At 45.7% G+C, this 26,666-nt stretch carries 24 protein-coding genes and 1 tRNA gene; 10 read left to right on the top strand and 15 right to left on the bottom strand.

Annotation, left to right across the window (positions count from 1 at the left end; translation table 11 throughout):
- Positions 1-68 precede the first annotated feature (68 nt).
- The 4 genes from DXN05_RS06505 to DXN05_RS06485 all read left to right on the top strand — a co-directional run bounded on the left by DXN05_RS06505 (position 69) and on the right by DXN05_RS06485 (position 4,835).
- Positions 69-1,154, top strand: coding sequence for an SDR family oxidoreductase (locus DXN05_RS06505; RefSeq protein ID WP_116846446.1), 1,086 nt, complete (start codon positions 69-71; stop codon positions 1,152-1,154).
- A gap of 213 nt (positions 1,155-1,367) precedes the next feature.
- Positions 1,368-2,663, top strand: coding sequence for a glycosyltransferase (locus DXN05_RS06500; RefSeq protein WP_116846445.1), 1,296 nt, complete (start codon positions 1,368-1,370; stop codon positions 2,661-2,663).
- Between the two features lie 685 nt (positions 2,664-3,348).
- The gene (locus DXN05_RS06490) at positions 3,349-3,987 is read left to right on the top strand and encodes a type IV toxin-antitoxin system AbiEi family antitoxin domain-containing protein (protein WP_116846443.1); all 639 of its coding nucleotides are present in this window, start codon (positions 3,349-3,351) and stop codon (positions 3,985-3,987) included.
- A complete protein-coding gene (locus DXN05_RS06485) occupies positions 3,984-4,835 on the top strand; it encodes a nucleotidyl transferase AbiEii/AbiGii toxin family protein (RefSeq protein ID WP_116846442.1) in 852 nt (283 codons plus the stop codon). Before DXN05_RS06490 ends, DXN05_RS06485 begins: the two co-directional genes overlap by 4 nt.
- A gap of 7 nt (positions 4,836-4,842) precedes the next feature.
- Here DXN05_RS06485 and DXN05_RS06480 read toward each other — a convergent pair whose 3' ends face one another.
- From DXN05_RS06480 to DXN05_RS06460, 4 genes are all read right to left on the bottom strand, one after another.
- Positions 4,843-5,562: a hypothetical protein gene (locus DXN05_RS06480; protein ID WP_116846441.1), complete on the bottom strand. Its 720-nt coding sequence runs from the start codon at positions 5,560-5,562 to the stop codon at positions 4,843-4,845.
- Between the two features lie 387 nt (positions 5,563-5,949).
- Positions 5,950-6,135, bottom strand: coding sequence for a hypothetical protein (locus DXN05_RS06470; protein WP_116846439.1), 186 nt, complete (start codon positions 6,133-6,135; stop codon positions 5,950-5,952).
- A gap of 370 nt (positions 6,136-6,505) precedes the next feature.
- Positions 6,506-6,579: transfer RNA gene (locus tag DXN05_RS06465), tRNA-Ala, on the bottom strand.
- Between the two features lie 127 nt (positions 6,580-6,706).
- Complete coding sequence (locus DXN05_RS06460) at positions 6,707-7,333, bottom strand: hypothetical protein (protein WP_116846438.1); 627 nt, start codon at positions 7,331-7,333, stop codon at positions 6,707-6,709.
- 354 nt (positions 7,334-7,687) lie between these two features.
- Between DXN05_RS06460 and DXN05_RS06455 the strand changes: the two genes are divergently transcribed.
- Entirely contained in the window at positions 7,688-8,077 is a 390-nt protein-coding gene (locus DXN05_RS06455) for a VOC family protein (protein WP_116846437.1), read from the top strand.
- 24 nt (positions 8,078-8,101) lie between these two features.
- On the opposite strand, the gene DXN05_RS06450 is transcribed toward DXN05_RS06455, so the two are convergent.
- The 4 genes from DXN05_RS06450 to tgt form a co-directional block, all read right to left on the bottom strand.
- On the bottom strand, positions 8,102-8,557 hold the full coding sequence (locus tag DXN05_RS06450; protein ID WP_116846436.1) for a DUF1801 domain-containing protein: 456 nt from the start codon (positions 8,555-8,557) through the stop codon (positions 8,102-8,104).
- A gap of 79 nt (positions 8,558-8,636) precedes the next feature.
- The gene (locus DXN05_RS06445; protein WP_116846435.1) at positions 8,637-9,962 is read right to left on the bottom strand and encodes a citrate (Si)-synthase, eukaryotic; all 1,326 of its coding nucleotides are present in this window, start codon (positions 9,960-9,962) and stop codon (positions 8,637-8,639) included.
- A 166-nt stretch (positions 9,963-10,128) separates the two neighbouring features.
- The gene (locus tag DXN05_RS06440) at positions 10,129-11,220 is read right to left on the bottom strand and encodes an LptF/LptG family permease (protein WP_116846434.1); all 1,092 of its coding nucleotides are present in this window, start codon (positions 11,218-11,220) and stop codon (positions 10,129-10,131) included.
- A 155-nt stretch (positions 11,221-11,375) separates the two neighbouring features.
- The gene (gene tgt / locus DXN05_RS06435; protein ID WP_116846433.1) at positions 11,376-12,515 is read right to left on the bottom strand and encodes a tRNA guanosine(34) transglycosylase Tgt; all 1,140 of its coding nucleotides are present in this window, start codon (positions 12,513-12,515) and stop codon (positions 11,376-11,378) included.
- Between the two features lie 77 nt (positions 12,516-12,592).
- Between tgt and DXN05_RS06430 the strand changes: the two genes are divergently transcribed.
- On the top strand, positions 12,593-13,717 hold the full coding sequence (locus DXN05_RS06430; protein ID WP_116846432.1) for a glycosyltransferase: 1,125 nt from the start codon (positions 12,593-12,595) through the stop codon (positions 13,715-13,717).
- Complete coding sequence (gene rsmG / locus DXN05_RS06425; RefSeq protein ID WP_245975147.1) at positions 13,687-14,331, top strand: 16S rRNA (guanine(527)-N(7))-methyltransferase RsmG; 645 nt, start codon at positions 13,687-13,689, stop codon at positions 14,329-14,331. Before DXN05_RS06430 ends, rsmG begins: the two co-directional genes overlap by 31 nt.
- 33 nt (positions 14,332-14,364) lie before the next feature.
- Here the strand turns inward: rsmG and DXN05_RS06420 are convergent, their stop codons facing one another.
- On the bottom strand, positions 14,365-15,414 hold the full coding sequence (locus tag DXN05_RS06420) for an NAD-dependent epimerase (RefSeq protein WP_116846431.1): 1,050 nt from the start codon (positions 15,412-15,414) through the stop codon (positions 14,365-14,367).
- Between the two features lie 151 nt (positions 15,415-15,565).
- On the opposite strand from DXN05_RS06420, the gene DXN05_RS06415 reads away from it, so the two are divergent.
- Positions 15,566-17,578: an LA_2272 family surface repeat-containing protein gene (locus DXN05_RS06415; protein ID WP_116846430.1), complete on the top strand. Its 2,013-nt coding sequence runs from the start codon at positions 15,566-15,568 to the stop codon at positions 17,576-17,578.
- A gap of 81 nt (positions 17,579-17,659) precedes the next feature.
- Entirely contained in the window at positions 17,660-18,682 is a 1,023-nt protein-coding gene (locus tag DXN05_RS06410) for a hypothetical protein (RefSeq protein ID WP_116846429.1), read from the top strand.
- A 253-nt stretch (positions 18,683-18,935) separates the two neighbouring features.
- Here DXN05_RS06410 and DXN05_RS06405 read toward each other — a convergent pair whose 3' ends face one another.
- The 5 genes from DXN05_RS06405 to DXN05_RS06385 all read right to left on the bottom strand — a co-directional run bounded on the left by DXN05_RS06405 (position 18,936) and on the right by DXN05_RS06385 (position 24,300).
- Complete coding sequence (locus DXN05_RS06405) at positions 18,936-20,792, bottom strand: M1 family metallopeptidase (RefSeq protein ID WP_211329993.1); 1,857 nt, start codon at positions 20,790-20,792, stop codon at positions 18,936-18,938.
- Between the two features lie 110 nt (positions 20,793-20,902).
- Positions 20,903-21,361, bottom strand: coding sequence for a PepSY-like domain-containing protein (locus DXN05_RS06400; RefSeq protein WP_116846428.1), 459 nt, complete (start codon positions 21,359-21,361; stop codon positions 20,903-20,905).
- 19 nt (positions 21,362-21,380) lie between these two features.
- The gene (gene rsmI / locus DXN05_RS06395) at positions 21,381-22,052 is read right to left on the bottom strand and encodes a 16S rRNA (cytidine(1402)-2'-O)-methyltransferase (protein ID WP_116846427.1); all 672 of its coding nucleotides are present in this window, start codon (positions 22,050-22,052) and stop codon (positions 21,381-21,383) included.
- Positions 22,053-22,203: 151 nt separating this feature from the next.
- Positions 22,204-22,974: a CDP-diacylglycerol--serine O-phosphatidyltransferase gene (gene pssA, locus DXN05_RS06390; RefSeq protein ID WP_245975146.1), complete on the bottom strand. Its 771-nt coding sequence runs from the start codon at positions 22,972-22,974 to the stop codon at positions 22,204-22,206.
- A gap of 33 nt (positions 22,975-23,007) precedes the next feature.
- A complete protein-coding gene (locus DXN05_RS06385; RefSeq protein WP_116846426.1) occupies positions 23,008-24,300 on the bottom strand; it encodes an aminopeptidase P N-terminal domain-containing protein in 1,293 nt (430 codons plus the stop codon).
- A gap of 370 nt (positions 24,301-24,670) precedes the next feature.
- On the opposite strand from DXN05_RS06385, the gene DXN05_RS06375 reads away from it, so the two are divergent.
- Positions 24,671-25,078, top strand: coding sequence for an RNA recognition motif domain-containing protein (locus DXN05_RS06375; protein ID WP_116846424.1), 408 nt, complete (start codon positions 24,671-24,673; stop codon positions 25,076-25,078).
- A gap of 210 nt (positions 25,079-25,288) precedes the next feature.
- Here DXN05_RS06375 and DXN05_RS06370 read toward each other — a convergent pair whose 3' ends face one another.
- Positions 25,289-26,128: a hypothetical protein gene (locus tag DXN05_RS06370; protein WP_147313845.1), complete on the bottom strand. Its 840-nt coding sequence runs from the start codon at positions 26,126-26,128 to the stop codon at positions 25,289-25,291.
- Between the last annotated feature and the right edge of the window lie 538 nt (positions 26,129-26,666).

Below are 26,666 nucleotides of genomic sequence, written 5' to 3'. Positions count from 1 at the left end.
GTAAACCATAAGTCTGTACAAGCAGCCAGCCTTGCGGCCGTGATAATTTTATGTCATAATATTTCAGTATGACATCCACTAACACATCCGCAACAAACACTTCCAAACAACAGGTGGCGCTGGTAGCAGGCGCCAATGGCGTAATAGGCCGTAACCTCATTCAACACCTGCAGGCATTGGGCAACTGGGAAATCATCGGCTTGTCACGGCGTGGCGGCGAACCCGCACCACGCACAAGTTACATTGCCGTTGACCTGCTTGATAAAAAAGATACAGCAGCAAAACTCAGCAGCCTCAGTAACATAACACATCTCTTTTATACAGCTTACCAGGACAAACCCAGCTGGACAGAACTGGTAGCACCCAACGTAACCATGCTAACCAATGTGGTAGAAGCCACAGAAGCGGCTTCAGCACAGTTGCAGCACATTAGCTTAATGCAGGGGTACAAAGTGTATGGCGCACATCTGGGCCCGTTTAAAACACCGGCACATGAATCAGATGCAGGGCATATGCCGCCTGAGTTTAATGTAGACCAGCAGGCGTACCTGGAAAAAGCACAGCAGGGTAAAAGCTGGAACTGGAGCGCCATACGCCCTTCTGTAGTAGGTGGCTTTGCATTGGGCAACCCCATGAACCTGGTGATGTCTATTGCCGTGTATGCAACCATATCAAAAGAACTCGGCTTGCCATTGCGCTTCCCCGGCAAACCCGGTGCTTATGATAAACTGCTTGAAATGACCGACGCAGACCTGCTGGCCAAGGCCACTGTATGGGCCGCTGACAGCGCGCATGCAGCCAACCAGGCATTCAACATCAACAACGGCGACCTGTTTCGCTGGAGTGAATTATGGCCGGAGATTGCCCGTTATTTTGAACTGGAAACCGCACCGCCACTACCTATGCAACTCAACACCATCATGGCCGACAAAGCAGCATTATGGCAACAGGTAACAGCCAAATACAATCTGCAGCCCATCCCCTACAACGAGCTATCCGCCTGGGGTTTCGCAGACTTTGTATTTTCCTGGGATTACGATATGTTCGCCGATGGCTCTAAAGCACGCCGCGCCGGTTTCCATGAATATGTTGAAACAAAAGCCATGTTCTTTAACCTGTTTGATGATTTGCGGAGGAGGAAGATTATACCATAACAATACCTGCAGTACCATGCGCCGGGCGGGTAATGCTGTCCCGGCGTATAACCATACACTTCCGCAACCCTGATAAAACTGTATTACCTGGAGCTATCATTTGCCTGTCTCAGGCCCCTTTTTGCCTGCTTAACGGGCTTTCACTTTTTATGCATGTTGCGTGGTACCTAGCTTCGCCGTGATGGTAACAACCATCATTTAAATGCATAGGTTATGATAAATCTGCTACAGGGTAAAAGAATATTGTTCGCGAATGTTCCTACAGACGGCCACTTCAATCCGCTTACAGCGCTGGCAAAATACCTGCAGGCAGCAGGTGCCGATGTGCGCTGGTACACATCTGCTATATATGCTGATAAGTTGGCCGCATTACAAATACCCCATTACCCGTTTGTACACGCAAGGGAAATCAATGGTCATAACCTGTTGGCCGCAATACCGGAAATGCAAACTGCCAGCGGCCCTGAAAAAGGAAGATTATACCTGCAGCACCTTTTCATCGACCGCTCCGTAGAATACTATGAAGACATCAAAAACATCTACAGCACCTTTCCCTTTGATGTTTTTGTTGCAGACAATATGTTCTCTGCCATGCCCTTCGTAAAGCATAAGTTGCTTGTGCCTGTTGTGGCCATAGGGGTAATACCATTAATAGAAGATTCCGTTGATGTAGCACCCGCCGGCAGGGCACTGCCGCCAGCCGCTGATGCTGAAACCCGGGAGGCATATGCGCAAATGTATGCGCAGAAATATGCAGGCATCCGGCCACTCATCAGCTTATACAACGCATACCTGCAACAGCACAACATTTCAGTAGCAGGCTCTTTTATTTTTGATACGCTGGTGAAAGAAGCAGATATCTTCCTGCAGATTGGTACCCCGGGTTTTGAATACTACCGCAGCGATATAGGCAGCAATGTGAAGTTCATCGGAGCCTTACTACCGCAACAGGCACCGGCATCTTCAACCGGGTGGTTTGATGCACGGTTGAAAAAGTACAGTAAAGTATTGCTTGTTACGCAGGGAACCGTAGAGGGCGATGTATCCAAGATTATAGCGCCAACGCTCAAGGCCTTTCAAAACACCGACACACTAGTTATTGCAACAACCGGCGGCTCAGGAACCCAACTGCTGCGTGAAAAATACCAGGCGGAGAATTGCATCATTGAAGATTATATTCCATTCAATGAAGTAATGCCCTATGTATCCGTATATGTAACCAACGGTGGATATGGCGGCACCATACTAAGTATCATGAACGGTGTACCCATCGTTGCGGCAGGTGTATACGAACTTAAAAACGAAATCTGCGCCCGTATAGATCATTTCGGCATAGGCATCGACCTGCAAACCGAAACCCCATCCCCCGAAGCCATCTTTACCGCCGCAGAAAAAATCATGCAGGATGCTGCCTATAAAGAAAGCATCACCACCCTGCAACACGAAATGACCCGCTACGATAGTTTTACGTTATGTACATCGTACATAGCCATGCAGCTGAATAAATAGATTGCTATACACCGCCATAGTCGCCGAAACGTCACCCAAAACTAATGTTCAATATCTTATACATGTAAACAAAGGTCATTCATAAAAAATGAATACAAAAAACAACATAAAACGTAGTTAGGCCTGTTTACTGGTGTATTAATTAATCAGGGATAAAATAGTGATGGGAAAGCTTCAATTAAAGTCAAGTAAAAACAATTGGGACTGGCTTGGGGAAGGCATGTATGCCCTTAAATTTAAAATGAATCGAAAGGGATTAATTCCGTTTCAACGAGAAAGCCCTTTGCGGAGCTTGAGATTTACGGAAAATATGGAGCGAACCGGTGACCTCCCAAAACAAAAAAAAGCCCCTTGCGGAGCTTAGTCTGCCGACGAATTGTCGAACCAGATAAAGGCATTATTCAAATGTTTTTTGCGGCTTAAATCGCTAACAGACAAATATTTAATAGCACAATCAGGCTCTCGCTAAGAAACCATTCTACGTGTAGAACCTCCCAATTCCCTTTGTATTCGACCTCAACGATCCTGCTGATAACTGATCTTATTCAGTCTCAAGCTGCCAGATTTAGTAGTGAAAATTGATAAATTTCATATTTTCTATATGAAATGTTGCAAGTTTATGTGAAAAAATAGAGTAATAATATGAATATTTCATATTATCTATGCGATTTCATACATTTACTGTATGGAACTTTATCAATCCATACAACAATACGGCACCATTCCTATTCCACATCATGTAATGCTTTGGATATTAAAAGATTACCTCCAACCCAATGATAAAATAAAAAATTTGGTCAAGGAAGGATTGTTGATGCCAGTGAGGCGAGGGCTATATATTACGGGAGAAAGACTTCAACAACCCAAGCCTGATCCTTTCCTGATTGCCCACCATATTTACGGTCCGAGTTATGTCTCTTTAGACAGCGCATTATCTTTTTATTCCCTCATACCGGAAAAGGTGTACACGGTTACTTCAGTAACGACTAAGATGAGCCGAAAGTTTTCAACCAGGCTCGGCGTATTCACTTATACCAGGTTGCCTCTTCCCTATTATAGTTTTGGCATCCAAAGTAACGAGATAACGCGCCAGCAACGTTTTTTGATAGCTTCGCCTCAAAAGGCCCTATTCGATAAGATCATTACCACCGCCGGAGTTGAATTGCGTAGTAAAAAAGCTACTTTGGCTTATTTGGAGGACGATCTGCGCATCGACATGCAAATGCTAAAATCGCTTGATTTTACCTTAGCAGAACAATGGGTCTCTAACGCCCCGAAAAAGGCAACTTTACATATGTTACTTCAAACATTAAAGCAATTATGATAAAGGAATGGTTAGAAACCTATAATCCCACTGACAGGGAGGAGGCTACCGCTGCTCTTCGTGAGATTATGCAGGAAGTCGCGCTGGCAGGACTTTCGCGGAGTGAATTTTACGGGAAAGCAGCATTTTATGGCGGTACAGCCCTGCGCATATTTTATGGATTAAATCGATATTCTGAAGATCTTGATTTTTCACTGCTTCAACAAGATGATCGATTTTCCTTTCAACCTTATTTGGATGCGATAGTTGGTGAGTTTAACGCCCAGGGTATGCAGGTAGCCATTACGGAGAAAGTGAAAACTGCACAATCCGATATAGAATCGGCCTTTTTAAAATCCGAAACAATCTGGAAAGAATTGGTATTGGAAAGCATAGTGCCCGAAGAACATATTCAACAGGTGGCCCGAATCAAGATCAAAATAGAAGTAGACAAAAAACCGCCTTTAGGATTCAGTACCGAAGAAAAGTTACTCACCAGGCCATTCTCATTTTATGTAAAGTGCTTTTCACTACCCGACCTTTTCGCAGGTAAAATGCACGCGCTGTTATTCAGACAATGGAAAACCAACGTGAAAGGCAGGGATTGGTACGATATGGAATGGTACATCAAGCGCGGTACTTCCCTAAACCTTAATCATTTCTTGTTAAGAGCAAAAGGTAGTGGCAGCTGGAAAGAAGACACGATAACGGAGGTGCAATTCAGGGCATTGTTACAGAAGCGCATAGACAACGTTGACTTAAACCGTGCCAAAGAGGATATAAGCCGCTTCATTAAAGATCAGAAAGTACTGGAAATATGGTCTCCAAAGTACTTCCACGATCTCGTGGAAAAAATGAAGATTGTATGAGGCTATGCTATTTTGTTTGGCATTTTTCGAGTGCTTGCTGCAAGCTAGCTATATAATGTTTAACGGCTGGCAATTCTTCTTTTATTGTCTGAGCCCAATCTGTCAATAGAACAAGTTGCCAAAACTTTTCATCTGTAATAGCATTCATCTTGATGACCTGTTCCGGAGATTGTATTTTATTTATATGATCAATAAGTGCATGGCAATGTCGTTTATTCGCTTCGTCCATTACAAAAGAGGAGTTAAAAGGAAATCGCTTGAACAATTCTTCCCCTATCCAAAATTGTAGGAACTCTAACAACAAGCTTACATCGTTGTTCTGTGTAACAGTAATGATACATTTTGTGCCACTTTTATAGCGTTTATATTCCAGTTCCGCACCGAAATATTTCAAATAGCTGGTTATGAGTTTTTGATGATCTTTTTTGTTTACAGCATTGTAAAATTTGGCAAGCCTTGGTAAAATGAAATGTATGGAGAAGTCTTTTTGATCAATCCAGTCTATATAAGGAAGCAGATTGCTCAGTTCAAGGTTTGGGTGATGTGTATAAGATTTGTAGTGCATGATTTTGTCGGGTACATTAAGAAAAGAAAGTGCCTGAAAAAAATGTTTTACTTCCGGAACGATAAAGCTATAATAGGTATTGTTTAATATGACCAGTCTGCTCTCTAGGACTTTATCAAAAAACTCTCTGTCCAGGTCAAGCATCCTTGCAGATTCGTACATATCTTTTTTCTAAAGAAATGGAGGCTTTGATAGGAGTAGTGGCCTACAAATTTATCAGGGCTATGCGCTCTTTTTCGGAAAAAGATAAGCGGAAAAATTCGTGCCTGCAATAATCCACGATAAAGCCTGCTTGCTGTTTGCTTATCGGCTGTTTAGTTTCAAAACAATAATCTATTATAGGCCCAAGCTGTTGTTCTGTGCGAATGAGCTTATATAAATACTTCCTTTCCTGTAGCAAGGACGTGATTTTATCAACTTTATCGGGATAGATTTGGGCAACTTGCTCGTATAACTCTTTTCGGGATAGTTTCTTTTCCGGTATAGGAAGGACATTGTCTACAGCCTTTTTTATGTCTGCAGATTCTTTTTCTTTTGCCCCTAACTTGCCTATGTTCCGGGGAGTCTTTTGTCTCTTTGCTGAAAGCTGAAGTCTACTCCTTTATCCGGTCCTCCATTTTGTGTTATAACAACAAAGTTGGTTTGATTTGCGGCATTTTCTCTGGCGCCTACAAGATCTGCTACCAGTCTTTCAAATTCAGCAGGCTCTAATATATGGAAATCAAAATCGTACATAACAAATCACGCTTTGTATACTTAAACTATTGCCTTTAACATGTATTGGATGTTGAATTTACCAAACATTATACAATTAGTTAGCTTAGACATTAACTGGTTGGACAGCTGATGAAGTGATTATTTAATATCCATCTTTAAAAGCGGGAACTTTTGGTGAGATAAAAGTGAGAGAAAATAGTCGTGTGTCCCGATAGGTAGTAAATTCTTTACCGATTCAGGGTCGTATCCAGGCTTTGCCATTTATTCATCTGACCGCTAAAGAACCACATTCTAGCTATTCCCTGGGGATTCAGCCTGATCTATGGTTCGACCATCCAATAGACATAAAAAAGTAAAGCCCTGCGATGCAGGGCTTTACTTGTGTTCGTGGAGAATACCGGAGTCGAACCGGTGACCTCTTGCATGCCATGCAAGCGCTCTAGCCAACTGAGCTAATTCCCCATTGATTTTCAGAACTTTCCTTTTCCCGGTATTTCCGTGAAAGGACTGCAAAAGTATAGGATCAACACATACGCGCAAAATTTATTTTGCCGCTTTGTAGCTCCCTGCTTTTGCAGTCCGTTTATGGCTAAACAGGCACTACAGCGCCCGCTTTGTTCAGGCGCTTCAGTACGTCTGCATAATCTTCATCAAGGCGTATAAAATGCAGGAATAATTTAAACTCGCACGTAATGCCCATCATCCACTGTTTGTTCATCAGCCAGTAGGTGCCTTCGCCATTGCGGGTAATGCATTCTGTTACGGTTGATGCAACAGGTTCTTCCATAAAATGTTCGAGAATATGCTGCAGCTTTTCGCCGATCATCTCCTCCATAATGCTCATGGCCGAAATCTCGTACGAAAGGTATACGGGGCGCTCTTCTTTAAAATGCAGCTGCATAATGGCCTTGCGATCGAACAACTCATCTTTTACAAACAATACGCTGAGGTTAACCCCCTCGCAATTGTAGCACTTTTTGTAATTGAAATTGAACAGGCGTTTGGCGCGCGATAAAGACACGGCGCAAAAATCTGATTCTGCAGGAAGGAAAATTTTAGGTTGGAAAGCGGCCGCTGTAACACCGTTTTTTTCACGTATCCATTTCTCTACTGATCCCAGGTGAATACGGTTTTCGTAATATTCTTCACGATCTGCACGCTGTGCATCCGTTTTTGCTTTGCCCAGCAAATTGTTTTTTAACAGGTTTAATAACATAGGATTGAGGTTTGTGGGCACGGGAAGGTTGAAACAACCGTTTGGATTTCTGAACCAATATTATTGAAAAATAATCAACCGTACAACGCTGATTTTAAAAAAGTCTCACTTTTTTACAGCCACTGCTGTAGTTTCAACATTTTCAGGTACTTTTTTCACCGGATAATGCACCCTTGCGAAACATACAAATTCACTGTAATACACGTATTTATGTAACCGGTTAACCAATTTGAAGCAGGATGGAATAAACCGGCTTGCAGCGGCGCAACCGTAAACATTATTTTACATCCGGCTGTTTATTACAGCAGCAGCTGCAGTTTAGCTGAAAAGAAAACCACCGGACAACTTCAGGCCATGAAAATTACACTTACCAGCATCCCAGTGAACGACCAGGAAAAGGCATTACGATTTTATACTTCGGTATTGGGCTTTGTGAAGAAAAATGATTTCCCCGCAGGCAATGCGCGCTGGCTAACGGTTGTTGCACCCGAAGCCACAGATGGCATTGAATTGCTGCTTGAACCTATGGCTTTTGCCCCTGCACTGGTATACCAGCAATCATTGTACGAAGCAGGTATTCCCTACACGTCTTTCAGTGTAACAGATTTGCAGGCTGAATATGAACGTATGGAACAACTGGGTGTGCGCTTTACCATGCAACCCACCACCATGGGTCCCGTACACCTCGCCGTATTCGACGATACCTGCGGCAATCTCATTCAACTGGCGCAGCATACGCACTAACGTTCATGCGGAGTGTGTTTGCCATCACACCCATCCCCGCTCCTTGTACAACCGGTAGCCCGCATCCAGGGCTTCGCTTATTTGCTTGTACAACACGGGATCGTTTCTGCGTATATGAAAACAGGATTTGCCTTTTAAGCAGGCCAGCAATTGCGTGCCTATTTCGTTCTTCAATGCGGTATCTCCATAAATAGGCATAAAGTAAAATCCTACATATCCTTTCTGCACCAGGGCAGCAGCAAAATAGGTCTCGTTTTTCCAACGCCCGTCAACTTCAACTTTCTTCTCGCTTACCAGCGCTATGTCGCCGTTGCTGCCACCACGTATCACAATAGCGCCTTTGCGATGGGCTGTGAGTATGCGCTTAAGCTCGTTGAAGATTATGTTTAAAGAAGCCGGGGCGGCTGGTTCATCACTAGGAAAGAAATTGCTGGCCGTATGCAGGCCGGTAAGGGAAACGGTTGCGACAGATTTGGGCATATTCAGGTGTTTCTTTCTTAAAAATAAAAAAAGGGCCCTGATAAATCAAGGCCCTTTCGCGCTATATAATGTTATTAAATTATTCTCCCCATATCTCACCCTTACCGTCCAGCCAGTCTTTCACAGAAGCGGTGGTAATAGATTTCGGACGTTCAATAGGCAAGCCCAGCGCCCTGTCCCAGCAAAGGCTGGCCAGCACACCCAGTGAACGGCTTACGCCAAACAGCACGGTGTAAAATTCATATTCAACCAGGCCATAGTTAACGAGCAATGCGCCGCTGTGTGCATCTACGTTAGGCCATGGGTTTTTGATTTTACCGAGTGATTGCAGAATGGGCGGAACGGTTTCGTAAATGTTCCAAACCGTTTGTACCAGCGGATCATCGGGCATGTGCTTTTTGCCGAATTCCATTTGTGCAGTAAAACGCGGATCGGTTTTGCGCAATACGGCATGGCCGTAGCCGGGTACTACTTTACCCGATGCAAGGGTATTCTGCACGTATTCGGAAATTTGTTCTTTGGTGGGCAGTTCAGTACCGAGTTTTTCACGCATTTCAAAAATCCACTTGATCACTTCCTGGTTGGCAAGGCCATGTAACGGGCCGGCGAGGCCGTTCATACCGGCTGCAAAGCTCAGGTAAGGATCGCTGAGTGCAGAACCTACCAGGTGCGTGGTATGGGCAGATACGTTGCCACCTTCATGATCGGCATGAATGGTCATATACAAACGCATCAGTTCAAAAAAGCTGTCCTGTTCAAAACCCATCATATGGGCCAGGTTACCCGCCCAGTCAAGCAGGCCGTTGGGCTGAATCTGCTCGTTGTTTTTGTATTTGCGACGGTACACATAAGCAGCGATCTGCGGCAAACGTGCAATGAGGTCCATCGTATCTTCAAAAATATATTCCCAGTAATCTTTTTTATTGATGCCTTTTGCGTAGGCTTTGGCGAAGTTGCTTTCTGTTTGCATGGCCATAATGCCGGTAACAAACATGGTCATGGGATGCGCGCCCAGTGGCAGTGCATCGATGGTATCAAAAACATGTACAGGCACATGGCTGCGGCGCTGCCAGATGGAAGTGAGGTGGTGTACGTCATCTTCTGAAGGCATTTCACCCAGCAGCATTAAATAGAATAAGCCTTCTGGCAACGGCTCTGTTCCGCCGGGCACTTTAGGCAATTGCTGCTGCAGTTCGGGTATGGAGTATCCCCTGAAACGGATACCTTCCTGTGCGTCGAGCAAACTTGTTTCACTTACCAGGCCGGTTATACCGCGCATACCCTGGTATACCTGGGATAAGGTAACCTCACCTATTTTTTTGCTTCCATTCTGCTTCAGTAACTCTTTCAACTCTGCATTGGCGGCGTCTGCTTTTGCCTTAAACCTTTCCTTGATAAATTCCATGACTAACAATTTTAAATATTTGCAAGCATCCAGCTTTTGCACTCTGCCGGTTACAGAAAAACAGCCTTCAGAGTGCTTTTAAAGATATAACAAACTTGCCTATCACAGCAAATTAAGTTCCACTTTGCGCATAGCGGGCCACAGGGCCTGTAATGCAGTGCAGTGCTTATTTAGGGGCCTTTTTAAACTGGTAATAGGCCACAAACGAAAACACAATATTCGGCAGCCAGGCCGCAATTATAGGCGGCAGGTTACCCTTGGTTGAAAAGATGGTAGAAAACCGGTCCATCAATATAAATAACGCTGCGGTGATAAACCCGATAGCCAGGTGCGCACCGCTTCCGCCACGTACTTTCCTGCTCGCCACCACTGCACCGATAATCGTTAATATAATCACCGATACCGGTGTGGCGGCACGCCGGTATGCCTCAATGCGCAATGCGTTTACCCCTTCTGTACCACGCAGCTCTTCCAGCTGAATGGAGTGCTGCAGCTCGGGCGTTGTCATTTTATCTTTTGCAAACGCATCTTCCCTTAAATCGGAAGGTCGGAAATTGAATTTCATAAACCGCGTGGGCGTAAGCGTGATATCTTCTTTCAGTCCGCTGATGGTTCGCTCAAAAATCCCGTCCAGCCGCCACTGGTGTTTGGCAGTATCCCAGTGCAGCGCATCGGCGCGCAGGTTATATACCAGCTGGTTGCCTTTTATGCGGTGCATAAAAAACGGGCCGCCTCCCTTGCTTACGGTATCATAATAGTGAATACCGGCATAGGTAAACGAATCAATTCTGAAATAAAGGTTATTGGTTACCGGCACCAACGGGTTGTACGATGAGTTGCCGTTTACATATACGTCTTCAAAATAAGTACGCTTTACTTCGGCACGGGGAATAATGTAACCGATGCCCCACCATAATATTACAGCCAGCAGTATACTGGTGATAATAAATGGGCGCAATACGCGTGTAAAGCTCACACCACCGGCCAGTATCGCAATAATCTCGCTGCGGCCGGCCATTTTTGAGGTAAAGAAGATCACTGCAATAAACACAAACAGCGGAAACAGCAGTGCAATAATGTGCGGGATAAAGGCCAGGTAGTAATCCACTACTATTTTGCCAAAACTCCAGCCGCTTTTTACAAAGTCGTCTGTCTTTTCGCTCACGTCCACCACAACAGAGATTACCGCAAACAGGAAGATCGAAAAGAAGAACGTGGTGAGAAACTTTCGGATAATATACCAGTCTATTTTCTTCATAATCCAGTTTAACGGAAATACTGTTTTTTAAAGTGCCGTAAAAGTAGCTGAAAAAAGCTTGCGGCAGGGGAAATGCCGTTTTGATTTGTGTTAATTCGGAAATAAAAAGACCTGGTTAACAGTGTTAACCGCTGCGTTTCTGCCCGGCACAGCTTTTACAAACGTTGTTTCAATACAGGTATTATCCCGTTTTTCCACGAGGCATAATCACCTGCCTGTATGTGTTTGCGGGCTTCCCCTACCAGCCACAGGTAAAAACTGAGGTTATGGATGCTGGCCAGCTGCAATGCCAGTATTTCGTTGGCCACAAACAGGTGGCGCAGGTAGGCACGGGTATAATATTGACTGTGCTCACTGGGTAAACCGGCATCGATAGGTGAAAAATCGGTAGCCCATTTCTTATTGCGGATGTTGACTACACCGCCGGTAGTGAACAACATACCATTGCGGCCGTTGCGGGTGGGCATTACACAGTCGAACATGTCGATGCCCAGTGCAATGCCTTCCAGTATATTCCACGGTGTGCCCACGCCCATGAGGTAGCGGGGTTTATCCTGCGGCAGGTTTTCGCAGCACAATGCGGTAAACTCATACATCATTTCTTCCGGCTCACCTACACTTAAGCCGCCTATAGCATTGCCGGCTGCATTTTTAGACGCAATGTATTGCGCGGAAGCCGTACGCAGGTCTTTATAGGTGCTGCCCTGTATAATAGGAAACAGGTTTTGCGTATAGCCATATTTATCGGGCGTTTCGGCCAGGCGCGCAAAACACCTGTCCAGCCAGCGATGGGTTAAATCCATGCTCTGGCGGGCGTATTTGTATTCGCTGGGGTATGGCGGGCATTCATCAAAGGCCATGATAATATCGGCCCCGATGCTGCGCTGTATATCCATAACGCTTTCGGGTGTAAACATATGCCTGCTGCCATCAATATGCGATTGAAACAGGGCGCCCTGCTCCGTGAGCTTACGGTTTTCTGCAAGGGAAAATACCTGGTAACCGCCGCTATCGGTTAAAATGGGGCCATTCCAGCCGTTGAATTTGTGCAACCCGCCTGCCATTTCCAGCACTGGTGTACCGGGACGCAGGTATAAATGATAGGTGTTGCCCAATATAATCTGTGCCTTAATATCGTTTTTCAGCTGTTGCTGTGTTACGGCTTTTACACTGCCCACGGTACCTACCGGCATAAAAATAGGGGTTTGAATTTGCCCGTGATCGGTGGTAATGGTACCCGCACGCGCAGCAGATGCGCCGTCTGTTGCCTGTAACTCAAATGTTAACGCTGCCATAGCGCGCAAAGGTAGCACCCTGCCTCTAGTTTTCAACAATTACCTGACAAATCAATCAATCAACCTATTTTTGCCCGATGAATACTGCAACCCTAATCTGGCTTTTGGTATTTGCCTTCTTTTGCCTTGTTGTATTGATACAGGTCTTTTATTACCTCTATTTTTTCAGAAGAATAGCGGTTCATCAGCCTGTTGCCAAAACCGAATCACAGGAGTATCCCGTTTCCGTTATCATCTGTGCACGCGACGAAGCACAGAACCTTGTAAATAACTTACCCGGGGTGCTGGTGCAGGATTATAAAACCACGCACGAAGTGATTGTGGTAAACGACAACTCGGTAGATGAATCTAAATACCTGCTGGATGGATTTAAAAAATCGTTCAAAAATCTCAATCCGGTTGATCTTACGCAGGAAGCAAAACTGATTCCAGGCAAAAAATTCCCGCTGTCAATGGGTATTAAAACTGCCAAATATGAAATTGTATTGCTGACCGATGCTGACTGTGTGCCTGCCAGTGAATTCTGGTTGCAACGCATGCAGGACGCGTACGGTCCCGGCGTGCAGATTGTACTGGGTTACGGTGCTTACCATAAACTGCCCGGACTGCTGAATAAAATTATCCGCTTCGAAACGTTTCACACTGCGCTGCAGTACCTGTCGTTTGCCAAAGCGGGTTTGCCGTACATGGGTGTTGGCCGCAACCTGTCGTACAAAAAACAGCTGTTCTTCGACAACAAGGGTTTCTCGGCCATTAACCAGATACCCGGTGGCGACGACGACCTGTTTATCAGCATGGTTGCCAAAAAACACAATACTGCCATCATGATCGATCCGGATGCGTTTACACTTAGCATGCCCAAACGCACCTGGCAGGATTGGATGCGCCAGAAAAACAGGCATTATTCAGCGGCGCGTTTTTATAAGGTGAAACATAAATTCTGGCTGGGCCTTTACTCGAGTTCGCATGTGCTCATTTACCCGCTGTTTCTTTTGTCGCTGTTTACTTATTGCTGGTGGATGGTATTGGCGGTGTTCAGCGTACGTATGATTATACAGGCCATCATCTGGTATAAAGCCATGAAAAAACTGAATGAAGGCGACCTGTGGCCTTTGTTCCTTTTCTTTGATATCTGGATGTTTATTTATTATTTCTTATTTGTACCCTCATTATGGAAAAAGCCAAAGAAAAGCTGGGATTAATTTTACAATACTTCGGTGACTTCACCGAACCCCAGCTGCAGCAATTCGCTGCACTTGATGAATTGTATACTGACTGGAACAGTAAGATTAATGTAATTTCCCGCAAAGACATCGATTCATTATACCTGAACCACGTGCTGCACTCGCTTACCATTGCAGCATTTGTAGAATTTAAACCAGGCATGGAAATCATCGACATAGGTACAGGCGGCGGTTTTCCCGGTATTCCCCTGGCGATCTTTTTTCCTGAAGTACAGTTTCACCTGGTAGACAGTATCAATAAAAAACTGAAAGTTGTAGCAGGTGTGGCAGAAGCCATTGGCTTAAAAAACGTAACTACACAACATACACGTGTAGAAGAAATCAAAAACCGCAAGTTTGATTTCGCAGTATCCAGGGCAGTGGCGCCGCTTAGAAGCCTGCTGCAATGGAGTAACCCGCTGGTAAGAAAAGGCCATGACCTGGAACATGCCAATGGCTTAATTTGCCTGAAAGGCGGCGACCTCGCTGCAGAGATTTCAGAAACAAAGGCACGACCGCATGTAGTGAGCATTTATGATATTTTCCCGGAAGAATATTTCCAGGAGAAATTCCTGCTACATGTAACACGATAAAGAAGAAAGGCAGCCCTGGGGCTGCCTTTCTTCTTATTTGAAATATTCTTTGTACCAGCTTACAAATCGCCGTACGCCTTCATTTACATCTATCGAAGGCTGATACCCGTACTCTTCTACCAGCTCTTTCACATCTGCATGTGTGGCAGATACATCGCCGGGCTGCATGGGCATCATTTGTTTGATGGCTGTTTTACCCAGCGCTTTTTCCAGCGCTTCAATATAATCAATCAGCTTTACCGGGTGCGAGTTACCGATGTTTACAATTTTATACGGTGCGGAAGAAGTAGCGCTGTCCGGCGTTACCGCATTCCAGCCTGGGTTGGCCACAGGTGGGCGTTCTATAATGCTGTTGATGCCTGCAACAATATCATCCACATAAGTAAAATCGCGGATCATATCGCCATTGTTAAACACCTGGATGGGTTTATCGCTGAGTATGGCCTTGGTAAACAGGAACAGGGCCATATCGGGCCGGCCCCATGGGCCATACACCGTAAAAAAGCGGATGCCTGTAGTAGGTAACCCGAACAGGTGGCTGTAACTGTGCGCCATCATTTCATTGGCCTTCTTGGTAGCCGCATATAAAGAAATAGGATGCTCTGTTGGCTGGTGCACACTCAGCGGCATATCGGCATTTAAACCATACACGCTCGATGTGCTCGCATACACCAAATGTTTTACGCCTGTAGCACGGCAGCCTTCCAGCACATTTAAAAAGCCATTCACATTGCTGTGTGTATACACGTAGGGATTGATAAGCGAGTACCGCACACCGGCCTGTGCAGCCAGGTTTACCACCACATCGAACGAGCCGCCCACAAACAGGGCCTGCATGGGCTGCGGCTCAGCTATATCCAGCTGAATAAAACGGTAATTGGGGTGTGAAGCAGATACAACAGGCACATTCCATTCAATATGCTCTTTGGCAATGCCATGCTGTGCCAGCCTGTTGTATTTGAGCGTTACGTCGTAATAATCATTGATATTGTCAACGCCTGTTACCTCATAGCCGGCCGCCAGCAGCCTGCCGGTGAGGTGAAAGCCAATAAATCCTGCCGAACCGGTAACCAGTATTTTCATAATGTCTCTTTGTTCTTCGTATAAACCTTCCACGGCAAAGATCGCTGTAAGGTTTTAAAAAACATAGCCCCTGCTGTTAAAATAGCCGGTACAGCCTTTAACCTGTGATAATTATAAAAAACATAATTTAGTATTTCACCGTCGCTTTCGCATGAAAAATAGCCCGTTCTCAGTTGCATCAGGTATTTTGGTTGTGTTGCTGCTATTGTTCAGCCCGATATCCTTTGCACAAAAACCATTAAACCGCCTTGTTACCTTACGGCTGCAGCAACAGCCCCTTGGCCGCGTGCTCGATAGCATAGGCCGCCAGGCCCAGGTGCAGTTTTCCTACAAAAGCGATATTATTGAAACAGGCAAACCGGCAAGCATTGACATTACCGGACAAACAGTGTACACTGCCCTCAACCTGTTGCTTTCCGGCAATTACCAATACAGGGAATCGGGCAACTACATTATTATACAGCTGCAGCAAACAGTAAGCACTTATACCATTACCGGCAGTATCAGCGACAGTAGCAACATCCCCATCAGTGATGCCAGCATTTACGAACCGCTGCAATTGACAGCCACCTTCAGCCAATCCAATGGCAGCTTTACCCTGCCACTGAAAACAAAGTATGCAGCCACGCAGGTGTGCATCAGTAAAATTGGCTATACCGATACCTGTGCGGCAATACAGGCAGGCGTTCCGGTTAACCTCCACATCCGGTTGCAGCCGGTAGTGGCCGAGCTTACACCGGTTGAAGTAAAAAGCAATACTGATAAATCGTGGCTGGGCCGGCTATTTCTTTCCCGCAAACAAAAAAACCTCAGCCGCAATATCCGCAACTTCTTTGCCTACAAGCCTTTCCAGGTATCCCTTACACCCGGTTTAAGCACGCATGGCAACATGAGCACACAGGTGGTAAACAAGTTCTCTTTAAACCTGCTGGGCGGCTATACAGCCGGCGTTAATGGCTTTGAAGCAGGCGGACTATTCAATATCAGCAAGAAAAATGTACGCAGCCTGCAATTGGCCGGCGGCGCCAATATCACCGGCGATTCGCTTTGGGGCGTGCAGGCGGCCGGTTTATACAACCAGGTGCACCAAACCAGTCGCGGTGTGCAGCTGGCTGGTTATATGAACAAAACTGAAGGCACTATGAAGGGCGTTCAGCTGGCAGCTGTTTGCAATTATGCGCATCAACTCAAAGGCGTGCAGATAGGTCTCGTCAATATTACTGACACAGTGGGCGGTTACAGTTTAGGACTGGTGAATATTGTAAAAGGCGGTTACAGCAAGCTTGCTGTTTTCACTGATGATTTAATGAATACACATGTTTCCTACACCTCCGGGCATGCGGGCTTGTACAGTATACTACTTGCAGGCATCAATATTTCACAGCATGAGAAAGCATATTCACTTGGCTGGGGACTGGGGCATGATTTTATTATCACACCCCGTTTCTTTGTGTCACTCATTGCCGATTACCAGGCAATTATTCTAACCTCATTCGATAACCGTTTGCTGCAAGGCAGAACAGATCTTAATTTCAGGTTCAGCAAAAGATTCACCCTGTTTGCCGGTGCCAGTTATAATTATTACCGCAACAGTGATCAAGCCACGCCGGGTTATAAAAACATTCTTTCCCCGCGTGTTGCCAGCTTAAATGATATTATGCACAAAAGCTGGGTTGGCTGGCAGGCAGGTATCACCACCAGTGTGTACGATACAAAACGCCGGCCACGTACAAATGCCATTGCCAATAACAACTGGTTCCTGGGTATGAACGTAAACCACGGTTTTATTTATGATGATAACCTCACTTCCTCCAATGGCGGAGAACTGGTGCTGCAACGTAAATGGAACCGCATCTCAGCTTCGCTTTCAGGCGGTGTAACACATTTCAACCATCAAAGCGATAATGCCCAACCACCTGCAGCTGGTACACTTGCGCCTTTTAAAGCAGGCGTGCGGTTATGGCCTGGCAATAATTTTTACGCAGGTGCAGAAGCAGGCTACAGCATTAATCTCAGCCATTGGCAAAACGGCTTTACATGGTCTCCGCAATTGGGCTACTTATTCAATTCAGGTATCGATCTCGGCCTGTTGTACGAAAGCTACCGCACTAAAATCAGGATTGACCAGGTTGTGCTGCGCCTAGGTTACACGTTAAAATTATAATGCAGGATTTTTTTTAAACAGCATAGGGGTAAGGTTTAAGCAGGTTGTCATTAACCACATACCTGATTTAAATACTAGTTTATGAAGCAAAATACCCTTGTACTTGTATTGGTTGCCATGCTGTTATCGTTGTACGGCGCGGCCCAGAATCCATCTCCCAAATGGTCGGCCGGCGTTAGTGTAAACCCCGGACTTGCCACACAGCTTCCCTTTCAGACTGCATTGGGCGGCGACCTGTTTGTGCAGCACAGGTTAAACAATCACCTTGCAGCCACTGTCAGCGCTGGTTATACACACTTCTTTGAAAAAGATCATTTCAATGGCTATACGCAATACAGCAGTCCTTTTAACGTAGTGCCTGTTAAAGCCGGTCTCAAATATTTCGAGGGCGATAAATTTTACATTGGCCTGCAGGCCGGTGCAGGCTTTGCTTTTGAGCAATGGAAAACATCTTTTGTATGGTCTCCTGCTGTGGGCGTTATGTTTGACAATGGTACCGATATCAGCCTGCATTATGAAGATTTTACCGGCTCGCGCGTTACCAAACAAATTGCGCTAAACCTGGCCTGGGCATTTGGCCTGCATCCAAAACACAACACTGTAAAAACCAATACCCCAAAAGCCGCCGGCTTGTGGAAGAGCTGCGGCTGGCTGATAGATGCCGGCATTAACTCCGGCATCTCTTTAAACCCCGGTACACAGTTCGCGCTGGGCATTACCGCAGGCGTTGAGAAATCAATTACACAACAATTATCTTTTACTGCACACACCGGCTTTACACATGTGTTTGCTTCAGGTGAGCCTTATCATATTGAAATCGTGGATGGCCATTATTTTATGCGTGGCGACAGGCGTTCAGACCACAACATTATACCCGTTAAAGCCGGGCTGAAATTCTATCCTGCAACAAACTGGTTTGTTGCAGCAGAAGCCGGCATCGGTATCGATATAAACGGCAACAGCGCAGCAACCTGGTCTCCTTCCATTGGTCATACATTAAGCAAAAGCAGCGAAATCGCTGCCCGCTACGAACGTTTCGGCGACAACATCGGCGGCAGGGATATGGTGGGCATTCAATTCAATTACCGTTTAGTAAAATGGTAACACCGGCAATGGTTAAATGGATTTATTGTTCTATGGCTGACCTTACTAATGCCAAAATTATTGCTGGTGATATGTTCCAGCGAACCTTCACTCTATCGTCCGGCCCTGTAAGACAGCAATCAAAAAGCCGGCTGGCATAATGCCACCGGCTTTTAAATTTGAAAATCCAATTAATAGTTTAATGGCTTTATTGTTTTATGGTTAACAACAATCTAAACCATTAAGCCATACAACCATTGAGCCATTATAGCTGCTATGGTATCGTCAATTTATTATTTCCCCTGTTTAAATCAGCCAGGCGCTGGCTGGGGTCTATTTCTACTTCTTTAATGTCTGCAATGTTGTGGTTCAGTTCCAGGCTGTATTCGGGATCTGTCCAGTGCCATTCAGGATGTACAATTCTGCGGATACTGGCATCTTCTGCAGGCTTTTCACCATACATCAGGTTCATCGGCACATAGTGCATTTCTTTGGTGCCGTCTTTGTAAGTAATCAGTACATCAAGCGGCATGGGCATTAAACCGATGCGTTTCAAGTTGACAACACTTTTACCGCTGGCCATGTTAATGTCACCAACAGCATAGTCAATGGTCTTGGTAGTGTATACCCAGTATTCTTTGTACCACTGCAATTCAATGTTGCTCAGCTTTTCCGCTACACGAATAAAATCGTTGGGATTGGGATGTTTAAAATGCCATTCTTTATAGTATTCCAGTAATACTTTATCGAGTGTTTCATTACCGATAATGTACGACAGCTGTTCCATAAACACACCGCCTTTGCTATAAGCTGCCCGACTGTAGGCGTAGTTGGTATTGTAGTGATCTGAGTGTGTGCTCATGGGTTCTTCCTTGCCGCTTTTGGCCAGGTCGTAATAGCTTTTATACATATCATCCCACCAGAAGTTGGGATTCTTGCGCAGGTAACCACTTACACGTGTTTCGGCATATGTGGTAAAACCTTCATCCATCCAGGGGTACAGGCTTTCGTTAGTGCCCATCATACCCTGGTACCAGCTGTGCATCCACTCGTGCAACGCAGTGCCTACGCTCGCATTTTTTATCAGCGTTGCCATGGGGTATTCCATACCGCCGTCACCACCCTGTACAAATGAGTAGTTTTTATACGGGTAAGGCCCAAATGTTTTAGCGATATAGGGATAAGCCAGTGCAGCTGTATCCGCTACTTTCTGCCAGCGTGTTTCCAGTGAATCTACCCTTTTGTATACGATGTACAGCAAGGGGCCATTGGCAGGTTTACGCGTGATGAGTTGATAAGCAGTATCAGCAGCCCACATAAAGTCATGTACATTCTGCGCGCTGAATTTCCAGGTAAGCGTATTACCTGTGGGTTGTTTGATCCTTACATTGTCTGCCTGGTAACCAAATCCGATTTCATTGGGATTCTGCAAAGTACCGCTGCCTGCAACCAGGTAGTTTTTATCGATGGTGATGTTCACATCATAGTCGCCCCATACGCCATAAAATTCGCGCGCCACATAAGGGTTTGCATTCCATCCCTGGTAATCGTATTCCACCATTTTAGGATACCATTGGCTCATGCTGTAGCGGATGCCTTCTGCATTGTCGCGGCCGCTGCGGCGTACCTGTAAAGGTACCTGGGCTTCAAAAGCAACATCAAAACTGGTGACTGATTTGGGCGCCAGCGGTTTGTCGAGTGTTACTTCCAGTATAGTTTCATGTTCAGTGAGTTTCTGTTCTTTTCCGTTTACCTTAACCGACTGCACATGCTGAAAACCGATTTCATTGGGCTGCAGTTTGCTGATACGGTCTTTCACCCTGCTATCCCAATCGTATACCGCCTCACCTTTGCGTGTGTAACCCAGCAGCACTTTACCCAGTTCGCGGCTGCGTACATCCATCATGCTGTTGGGCTGAAACGCGTTCCAGTACAAATGAATAAATACACGTTTCAGCGTGTCGGGTGAATTATTCCAGTACTCCATTTTCTCAGTACCTGCAAACCGGTTGGTATGTACATCCATGTTTACAGTAATGTTATACTTAATGCGCTGCTGCCACCTGTCAGACTGCCCCATGGCAGTTCCGCACAATGCAACGGCAAGCATGGAAAAAGAAAAAAACTTCATGAATATTGATATTAAAAAATAATAAGATACTGATTAAGGCCCGGCAGCACAATGGCCTGATGCCTGTAACAGTTGCGTGAAACAATCATCAGGCCATTAGCCCGTTGGTATTATAAAGTAATCGCATCGCGCAGCAAAGTGCCGTCGTTTGCAAAAAACAGGTATTTTTTCTGGATTGCATTTTTCTTCACCGCTATGCGATAGCTAAGCAGGTTTTCATCGTCTGCCTTTACAATCATATAAATATCCCCTTTCTCCCAGTCGGTGTACTTGCTTTTTTCAAAACCATCCTGCACATCATCGGGCAAGTCTTCATATTCCATTTTCTGATCCGTCTCCTGCCAGTCTCCTGACGAAGCAAAGTACGCGATGTATTCTTCATCGTCCATTTCAAAACTTGCCTGGAAAGAACTCAGCTTGTCTTTCCAGCTGACCTTTGTGGCGTTCGGAAATTTTTTGCGGAATGCTTCGGTTACATCTTCCGGTATTTTCCTGAACTGGGCCTTACCTGCAAAACCAATGGTGGTAAGCAGCAGGCAAAGGGTTAAACATTGAATTATCCTTTTCATTGTTGGTTGTTTGTATTAGTTAATCCATATCCGTGCCAGCAAGCACAATCACAATTTCGCCTTTCGGTGGCTTCGCTGTATAGTGATTGCATACTTCCTGCAAAGTACCGCGGATGTTTTCTTCAAACATTTTGGTCAGCTCACGGCTTACACAACACTGCCGTTCTGCGCCAAGGTACTGTATCAGCTCCTGCAGGGTTTTTACCAGTCTTACCGGGCTTTCATACAATACCATCGTACGTTCTTCTACCGCCAGTTTTTTCAGCAGCGTTTGCCTGCCTTTTTTAATGGGCAGAAAGCCTTCAAACAAAAAGCGGTTAATGGGCAGGCCGCTGTTTACCAGGGCCGGAACAAAAGCAGTGGCGCCCGGCAAACATTCTACTTTTACCTGGTTGCGGTTGCATTCGCGCACCAGCAAAAATGCAGGGTCTGATATACCCGGTGTACCTGCATCGGTAATCAGGGCCATGGTTTTGCCTGCCATCAGCTGGTCTACCACGTGTTGCAGAATCTTGTGTTCATTGTGCTGGTGATAGGCCGATAAAGGTTTGTGAATATTGTAATGCGTAAGCAGTTTGGAAGAAGTACGCGTGTCTTCACACAAAATCACATCCACTGATTGCAGTACTTCCAGTGAACGTAAAGTAATATCTTTTAAATTGCCTAACGGTGTAGGAACAAGGTACAGCATATGCCTGTTGCGCAGTATATTAAAACACAGGATGCAAGCTTCGGTAAATGGGTAACCACCGGCTTACATCCTGTATGTGTATAACTGCTTGTTTGATTGGTTCGGTACTTCCGGCGCCTGTTTACACGCTGTTGCTGCATGCGTGCAAAAATCAGGAAGCCTTTGGTTTAAGTGCCAAAGATAAAACAACGTACAGAATAAATACCACCGGCACCGCCAGCCATTTAAACAGCAAGGCTGCTACAATGGCCAGTAATACCAGCAAAAATTTAGGCCAGTTATCCTTAACAGTTAAATTTTTAAATTTCAAAGCCATCATCGGCAGGGTCGAAACCATCAGGTAGCTCACCACCACAATCAGTGCATACCAAAACCATTGGTTGGTAAGCAGGTTTAAAACCCATGTTTGCGAGGTACTCCAGTAAATAAGCGGGAATGAAGCAACCAGCAAACCACCTGCGGGAATGGGCACGCCCCTGAAACCCTGAGTGGTTGTGGTGTCTATGTTAAACCTTGCCAACCTGTACGCTCCTGCACAGGGCAGTAAAAAAGCGGGCAGCAGCCAGGCTTCATTTACATTCAGTCCGCCGGGTTGCTGGGCAAAGGAGTAACGCAGAAATTCAAATGCAATCATACCCGGTGCCACGCCAAAGCTCACCACATCGGCCAGTGAATCGAGTTGTTTACCCATTTCTGAAGCGCTTTTAGACAAACGGGCTACCAGTCCGTCTAAAAAATCAATCACTGCAGCACAGCCGATAAACAGCGGTGCCCAGTAAATATTTTCAGGCAGCACAACAACACTGCTGCCATCTGCATCCAGGCTCATGGTTAAACCTGTTTGCAAAATGCATACAATGGCCATACAACCAAACACCAGGTTAAGCAGCGTGAATATATTGGGTATTTGTCTCAGAATCATTTGCTGTGGTTATGTATCGTTTACGGTTGGTTGCTATTTCTTCATCAGTGTCTCTATCTCATCGGCAGTAATGGGAATGTTTTTCATTAAATCCACATTGCCGCCATACTGGATGCTGATATTGTTTTCAATGCGTATGCCCATCTGTTCTTCCTCAATGTAAATACCCGGTTCTACCGTAAGCACGGCCCCTTCGGGTATGGGATGATAGAAAGAAGCAGCAAGGTCATGCACATCAATGCCAAGGTGATGCGATATGCCATGGTACAGGTATTTACGGTAGGCCCTGTTTTCAGGATCTTCATTGCGTACATCCGCGTCGGTTAACAGTCCTATTTTTACAAACTGTTTGGTCGCTTCATCACCCACCATTTCATGATACGCGCCGATAGTGATACCCGGTTCCAAAACCGATTTGGCATAATTGTGCAGGTGCAGGCAGGCATCGTATACTTCACGCTGGCGTTTGGTGAATTTGCCGTTTACCGGTACCGTACGCGTTAAATCGGCATTGTAGCCACCGTACGACGCACCAAAGTCCATCAGCACCAGTTCGCCATCTTTACATTCCTGGTTATTGAACACATAATGCAGCGTACGCGCCCTGTCGCCGCTGGCGATGATAGAGGCGTATGCTTCACCGGTAGCGCGGTTGCGCAAAAATTCGTGCAGTATTTCTGCATGTATTTCATGCTCCCAAACGCCTGGTTGTATAAACTGCAGCAGCCGGCGGAATGTTTTTTCCGTGATATCCATGGCCTGCTGCATAACGGCTGTTTCGTAAGGAGTTTTCACCATACGCAGCACTTTAAACAGGCTGGCCGCACGCAGGTAATGGTGCAGCGGGTAACGCTCACGCATGGCAGCAGCATAACGGTAATCCTTTACAGGCACCAGGCTGGCCTTGCGGTTATTTTCGTTTGTGTTAAGATAGATATTGTTAGCCTCATGAATCAGTGGTTGCAGAAAAGCATCCACTGCATCGAGCCAGATAACGGTTTTAATACCCGATACCGCCAGGGCTTCTTCGCGCGTAAGGCGGTGGCCGTCCCATTTCTCTTTCAGCGCATTGGGACGAACAAGCACCAGTACTTCACGGTATTTGGGATCAGGACAATCAGGGAACAGGATTACCATCGAATCTTCCTGCATTATACCTGAAAGCCAGTACAGGTCTGAATTTTGTTTAAACGGATACAGCGCATCACCATTGGACGGCACTTCATCGTTCGAGTTGATGATGGCAATAGAATCCGGTTGCATCATCGCGGCAAACCTGCGGCGGTTACTGGTAAAAAGCTCGGCGTTTAACGGTAAATATTTCATCGGGCTGCAAGATACAGGATTCCGTATCCCTTTAACTCATTTACGCTGGTTTTCACGCTATTTTGGAATATCCCTTTCTGCGTATGCAAAATAAAACTGTAAAACGGCAAACATATTAGCTGTTTTTGCCATAAAAATACCCCTGAAATGACCGTTTTAAAACGTCTCAAAATCCCCTGTAACCCCCTAAAACAGCGCATTTACGTTAAAATATTTTTAATTATGAGATCTGGATTATTTGTATAAATTTGTATTATCCAATGGTACAGTCCTGCCATTTCTCTTGAACGTTTCGACGTAAATGTTTATGGGCTTTTGGGGTCACTGTAATTGAATTGGTTTTTTATTTTAATTACTTAATTTTTTCAAAATGAACATTTACGTTGGAAACCTTAACTGGGGTATGACCAGTGATGACCTGTACAATCTTTTCGCCCCATTCGGCGAAGTTACCACTGCAAAGATCGTTACAGACAAATTCAACAACAACCGCAGCAAAGGTTTCGGTTTCGTTGAAATGTCTGATGATGATGCTGCAAGAACTGCCATCAGCCAGCTGAACGAATCAGACATCCAGGGCCGCAAAATTGTGGTTAATGAGTCTGCTCCCCGTCAGGAAGGTGATGGTGGTTACAAAAAGAAAAGCTTCGGTGGCGGCGGCGGCGGTGGATTTAACCGTGGCGGCGGCGGCGGTGGCTACAACCGTGGCGGCAGCGGCGGTGGCGGTGGCTACAACCGTAACCGTGGCGAAGGCGGCGGCGGATACAATCGCTACTAGTCCTCACAAACGATACAAAAAGAGCCTGGCTTATGCCGGGCTTTTTTATGCCTTTTATTCAGCGTTGTAGCTTGACTGAGCTTCTTATCCGCATTACAACAAAGCGGCTGCTAACGGCCTTTAAAGGCCGTTAGCAGTGCCAGGCGATGCTTCGTTACACGTTATCATAAGTCGGACACTCCCCTGCAGAAATTTATACCAATGCCCGGTTTATTGCCCATGATTGTTGCTCGCTGTAGCAGAGAGTGCTGCAGCGCCGGCCGCTACACCCACGAGACCAATCACCGCCACTGTTTTGCCGTACCCAGTTCTTGCTTTTGTGTAAAACTGATCGCTGGTGCCTTCATTCAGCCGCCGGAAAGGTGTTTGCGCCGGATTGTTGGTTGTTTTGATTAATTCAGAAATGTAAAAACGCTGTTTGTATAAACCTGCATTGGGATTTACTGCCGGCAGATTATTATAGACAGCCAGGTAACTGGTAAATACCAGCGGTGAGTTGAGCGAATCGAACACAGCTTTTTTGCCCCTGTGTTTTGTGTCTTCCTCATCCACAGGATAACTATATACGGTATGAAATAGCGAATCGGGGATATTGGTAAAAAACTCCTGTGCAAGCTCCAGCGTAGTTCGCTTTATAAAAGCATGCGGAGGTATAAACTCTGTGTTTTTCGGCAGTTCCATTGAGCCATTCATGTTTGCGTAGTTTACACTCAAATCACGGTTAAGATTATAGGAATTGCCATAATAGCTTGCGCCAAACCGGGCTGCATCGGGCACATAACTCATCGCGCTGTCGTTGGTTACCAGTGCAGATCGCTGCCAGTCGATGTAAAGTGGATAATCTGCTTTATTAAAAACTGTAACGGCAACAGGCGCATGATTGCCAGCAAAACTGTACGTAATTTTTAATGAATCATTTTCAAAAACAAAGCTGCTGTCATTGGCTTTGCGTGGTGAATCGTAGCTGCTCACTGTGCAAATCTGATAGCGTTGGCACGATGCAGCAGCGAACACTGCCATCGCAAAAAGCACTTGAAGGAGAAGTCTCATAAAGGTTAATTTGTAACGTTAATTTACTATATGTTCAGGCAGCTGCCTATTCCCGGGATTCGATTTAACACATCATTGGATAGCGGAGTGGGCTTGTATGTAAATTGATAGAGAGGCGGATGATTGATGACCAGTGAGTGGCGAGTGATCTTAGCAAGTCCTAATACACCGGGGATTGGGATGATTATAGGTAGTTGGGTGGATTGGCGGGCGTCATTTTAACCACAAAGTACACGGAGGAAAAACCCGCAAAGTGCGCGGAGGATCTAAGCGAGACCGATTGTGAGCAGTCAGTCGTCTGGATAAAAGCCCACCAGGTCGTCGCCTTGCGACGCTGCAGTGTGCTTCGCTAAAAGCTACCAGCTCGTAGCTTGCAGCTAACAGCTGGGTGTTGTTACCTTGCTGTATCCCCCAAACAAAAAAGCCTCATCCGCAACAGAGCGAACAAGGCTTCTTTTTAATAAATATGGCAGCTACCTACTCTCCCGCATTTTGGTGCAGTACCATCGGCCATGAGGGGCTTAACTTCTCTGTTCGG

The sequence above is a fragment of the Deminuibacter soli genome (genome assembly GCF_003412455.1).
Lineage (GTDB): Bacteria > Bacteroidota > Bacteroidia > Chitinophagales > Chitinophagaceae > Deminuibacter > Deminuibacter soli.
The sequence above is the reverse complement of the archived record's forward strand: the minus strand, read 5'-3'. Positions and strand labels throughout refer to the sequence as shown.

Bases quoted from the DNA above. Each gene is read 5' to 3' on its own strand.
- DXN05_RS06370 (WP_147313845.1), bottom strand. From the start codon at position 26,128: ATGAGACTTCTCCTTCAAGTGCTTTTTGCGATGGCAGTGTTCGCTGCT.
- DXN05_RS06460 (WP_116846438.1), bottom strand. From the start codon at position 7,333: ATGTTATTAAACCTGTTAAAAAACAATTTGCTGGGCAAAGCAAAAACG.
- DXN05_RS06470 (WP_116846439.1), bottom strand. From the start codon at position 6,135: ATGTACGATTTTGATTTCCATATATTAGAGCCTGCTGAATTTGAAAGA.
- DXN05_RS06410 (WP_116846429.1), top strand. From the start codon at position 17,660: ATGAAGCAAAATACCCTTGTACTTGTATTGGTTGCCATGCTGTTATCG.
- DXN05_RS06420 (WP_116846431.1), bottom strand. From the start codon at position 15,414: ATGAAAATACTGGTTACCGGTTCGGCAGGATTTATTGGCTTTCACCTC.
- DXN05_RS06430 (WP_116846432.1), top strand. From the start codon at position 12,593: ATGAATACTGCAACCCTAATCTGGCTTTTGGTATTTGCCTTCTTTTGC.
- DXN05_RS06375 (WP_116846424.1), top strand. From the start codon at position 24,671: ATGAACATTTACGTTGGAAACCTTAACTGGGGTATGACCAGTGATGAC.
- pssA (WP_245975146.1), bottom strand. From the start codon at position 22,974: ATGATTCTGAGACAAATACCCAATATATTCACGCTGCTTAACCTGGTG.
- DXN05_RS06505 (WP_116846446.1), top strand. From the start codon at position 69: ATGACATCCACTAACACATCCGCAACAAACACTTCCAAACAACAGGTG.
- DXN05_RS06440 (WP_116846434.1), bottom strand. From the start codon at position 11,220: ATGAAGAAAATAGACTGGTATATTATCCGAAAGTTTCTCACCACGTTC.
- tgt (WP_116846433.1), bottom strand. From the start codon at position 12,515: ATGGCAGCGTTAACATTTGAGTTACAGGCAACAGACGGCGCATCTGCT.
- DXN05_RS06455 (WP_116846437.1), top strand. From the start codon at position 7,688: ATGAAAATTACACTTACCAGCATCCCAGTGAACGACCAGGAAAAGGCA.
- rsmI (WP_116846427.1), bottom strand. From the start codon at position 22,052: ATGCTGTACCTTGTTCCTACACCGTTAGGCAATTTAAAAGATATTACT.
- DXN05_RS06480 (WP_116846441.1), bottom strand. From the start codon at position 5,562: ATGTACGAATCTGCAAGGATGCTTGACCTGGACAGAGAGTTTTTTGAT.
- DXN05_RS06385 (WP_116846426.1), bottom strand. From the start codon at position 24,300: ATGAAATATTTACCGTTAAACGCCGAGCTTTTTACCAGTAACCGCCGC.
- DXN05_RS06500 (WP_116846445.1), top strand. From the start codon at position 1,368: ATGATAAATCTGCTACAGGGTAAAAGAATATTGTTCGCGAATGTTCCT.
- DXN05_RS06415 (WP_116846430.1), top strand. From the start codon at position 15,566: ATGAAAAATAGCCCGTTCTCAGTTGCATCAGGTATTTTGGTTGTGTTG.
- DXN05_RS06400 (WP_116846428.1), bottom strand. From the start codon at position 21,361: ATGAAAAGGATAATTCAATGTTTAACCCTTTGCCTGCTGCTTACCACC.
- DXN05_RS06490 (WP_116846443.1), top strand. From the start codon at position 3,349: ATGGAACTTTATCAATCCATACAACAATACGGCACCATTCCTATTCCA.
- DXN05_RS06405 (WP_211329993.1), bottom strand. From the start codon at position 20,792: ATGAAGTTTTTTTCTTTTTCCATGCTTGCCGTTGCATTGTGCGGAACT.
- DXN05_RS06450 (WP_116846436.1), bottom strand. From the start codon at position 8,557: ATGCCCAAATCTGTCGCAACCGTTTCCCTTACCGGCCTGCATACGGCC.
- DXN05_RS06445 (WP_116846435.1), bottom strand. From the start codon at position 9,962: ATGGAATTTATCAAGGAAAGGTTTAAGGCAAAAGCAGACGCCGCCAAT.
- rsmG (WP_245975147.1), top strand. From the start codon at position 13,687: ATGGAAAAAGCCAAAGAAAAGCTGGGATTAATTTTACAATACTTCGGT.
- DXN05_RS06485 (WP_116846442.1), top strand. From the start codon at position 3,984: ATGATAAAGGAATGGTTAGAAACCTATAATCCCACTGACAGGGAGGAG.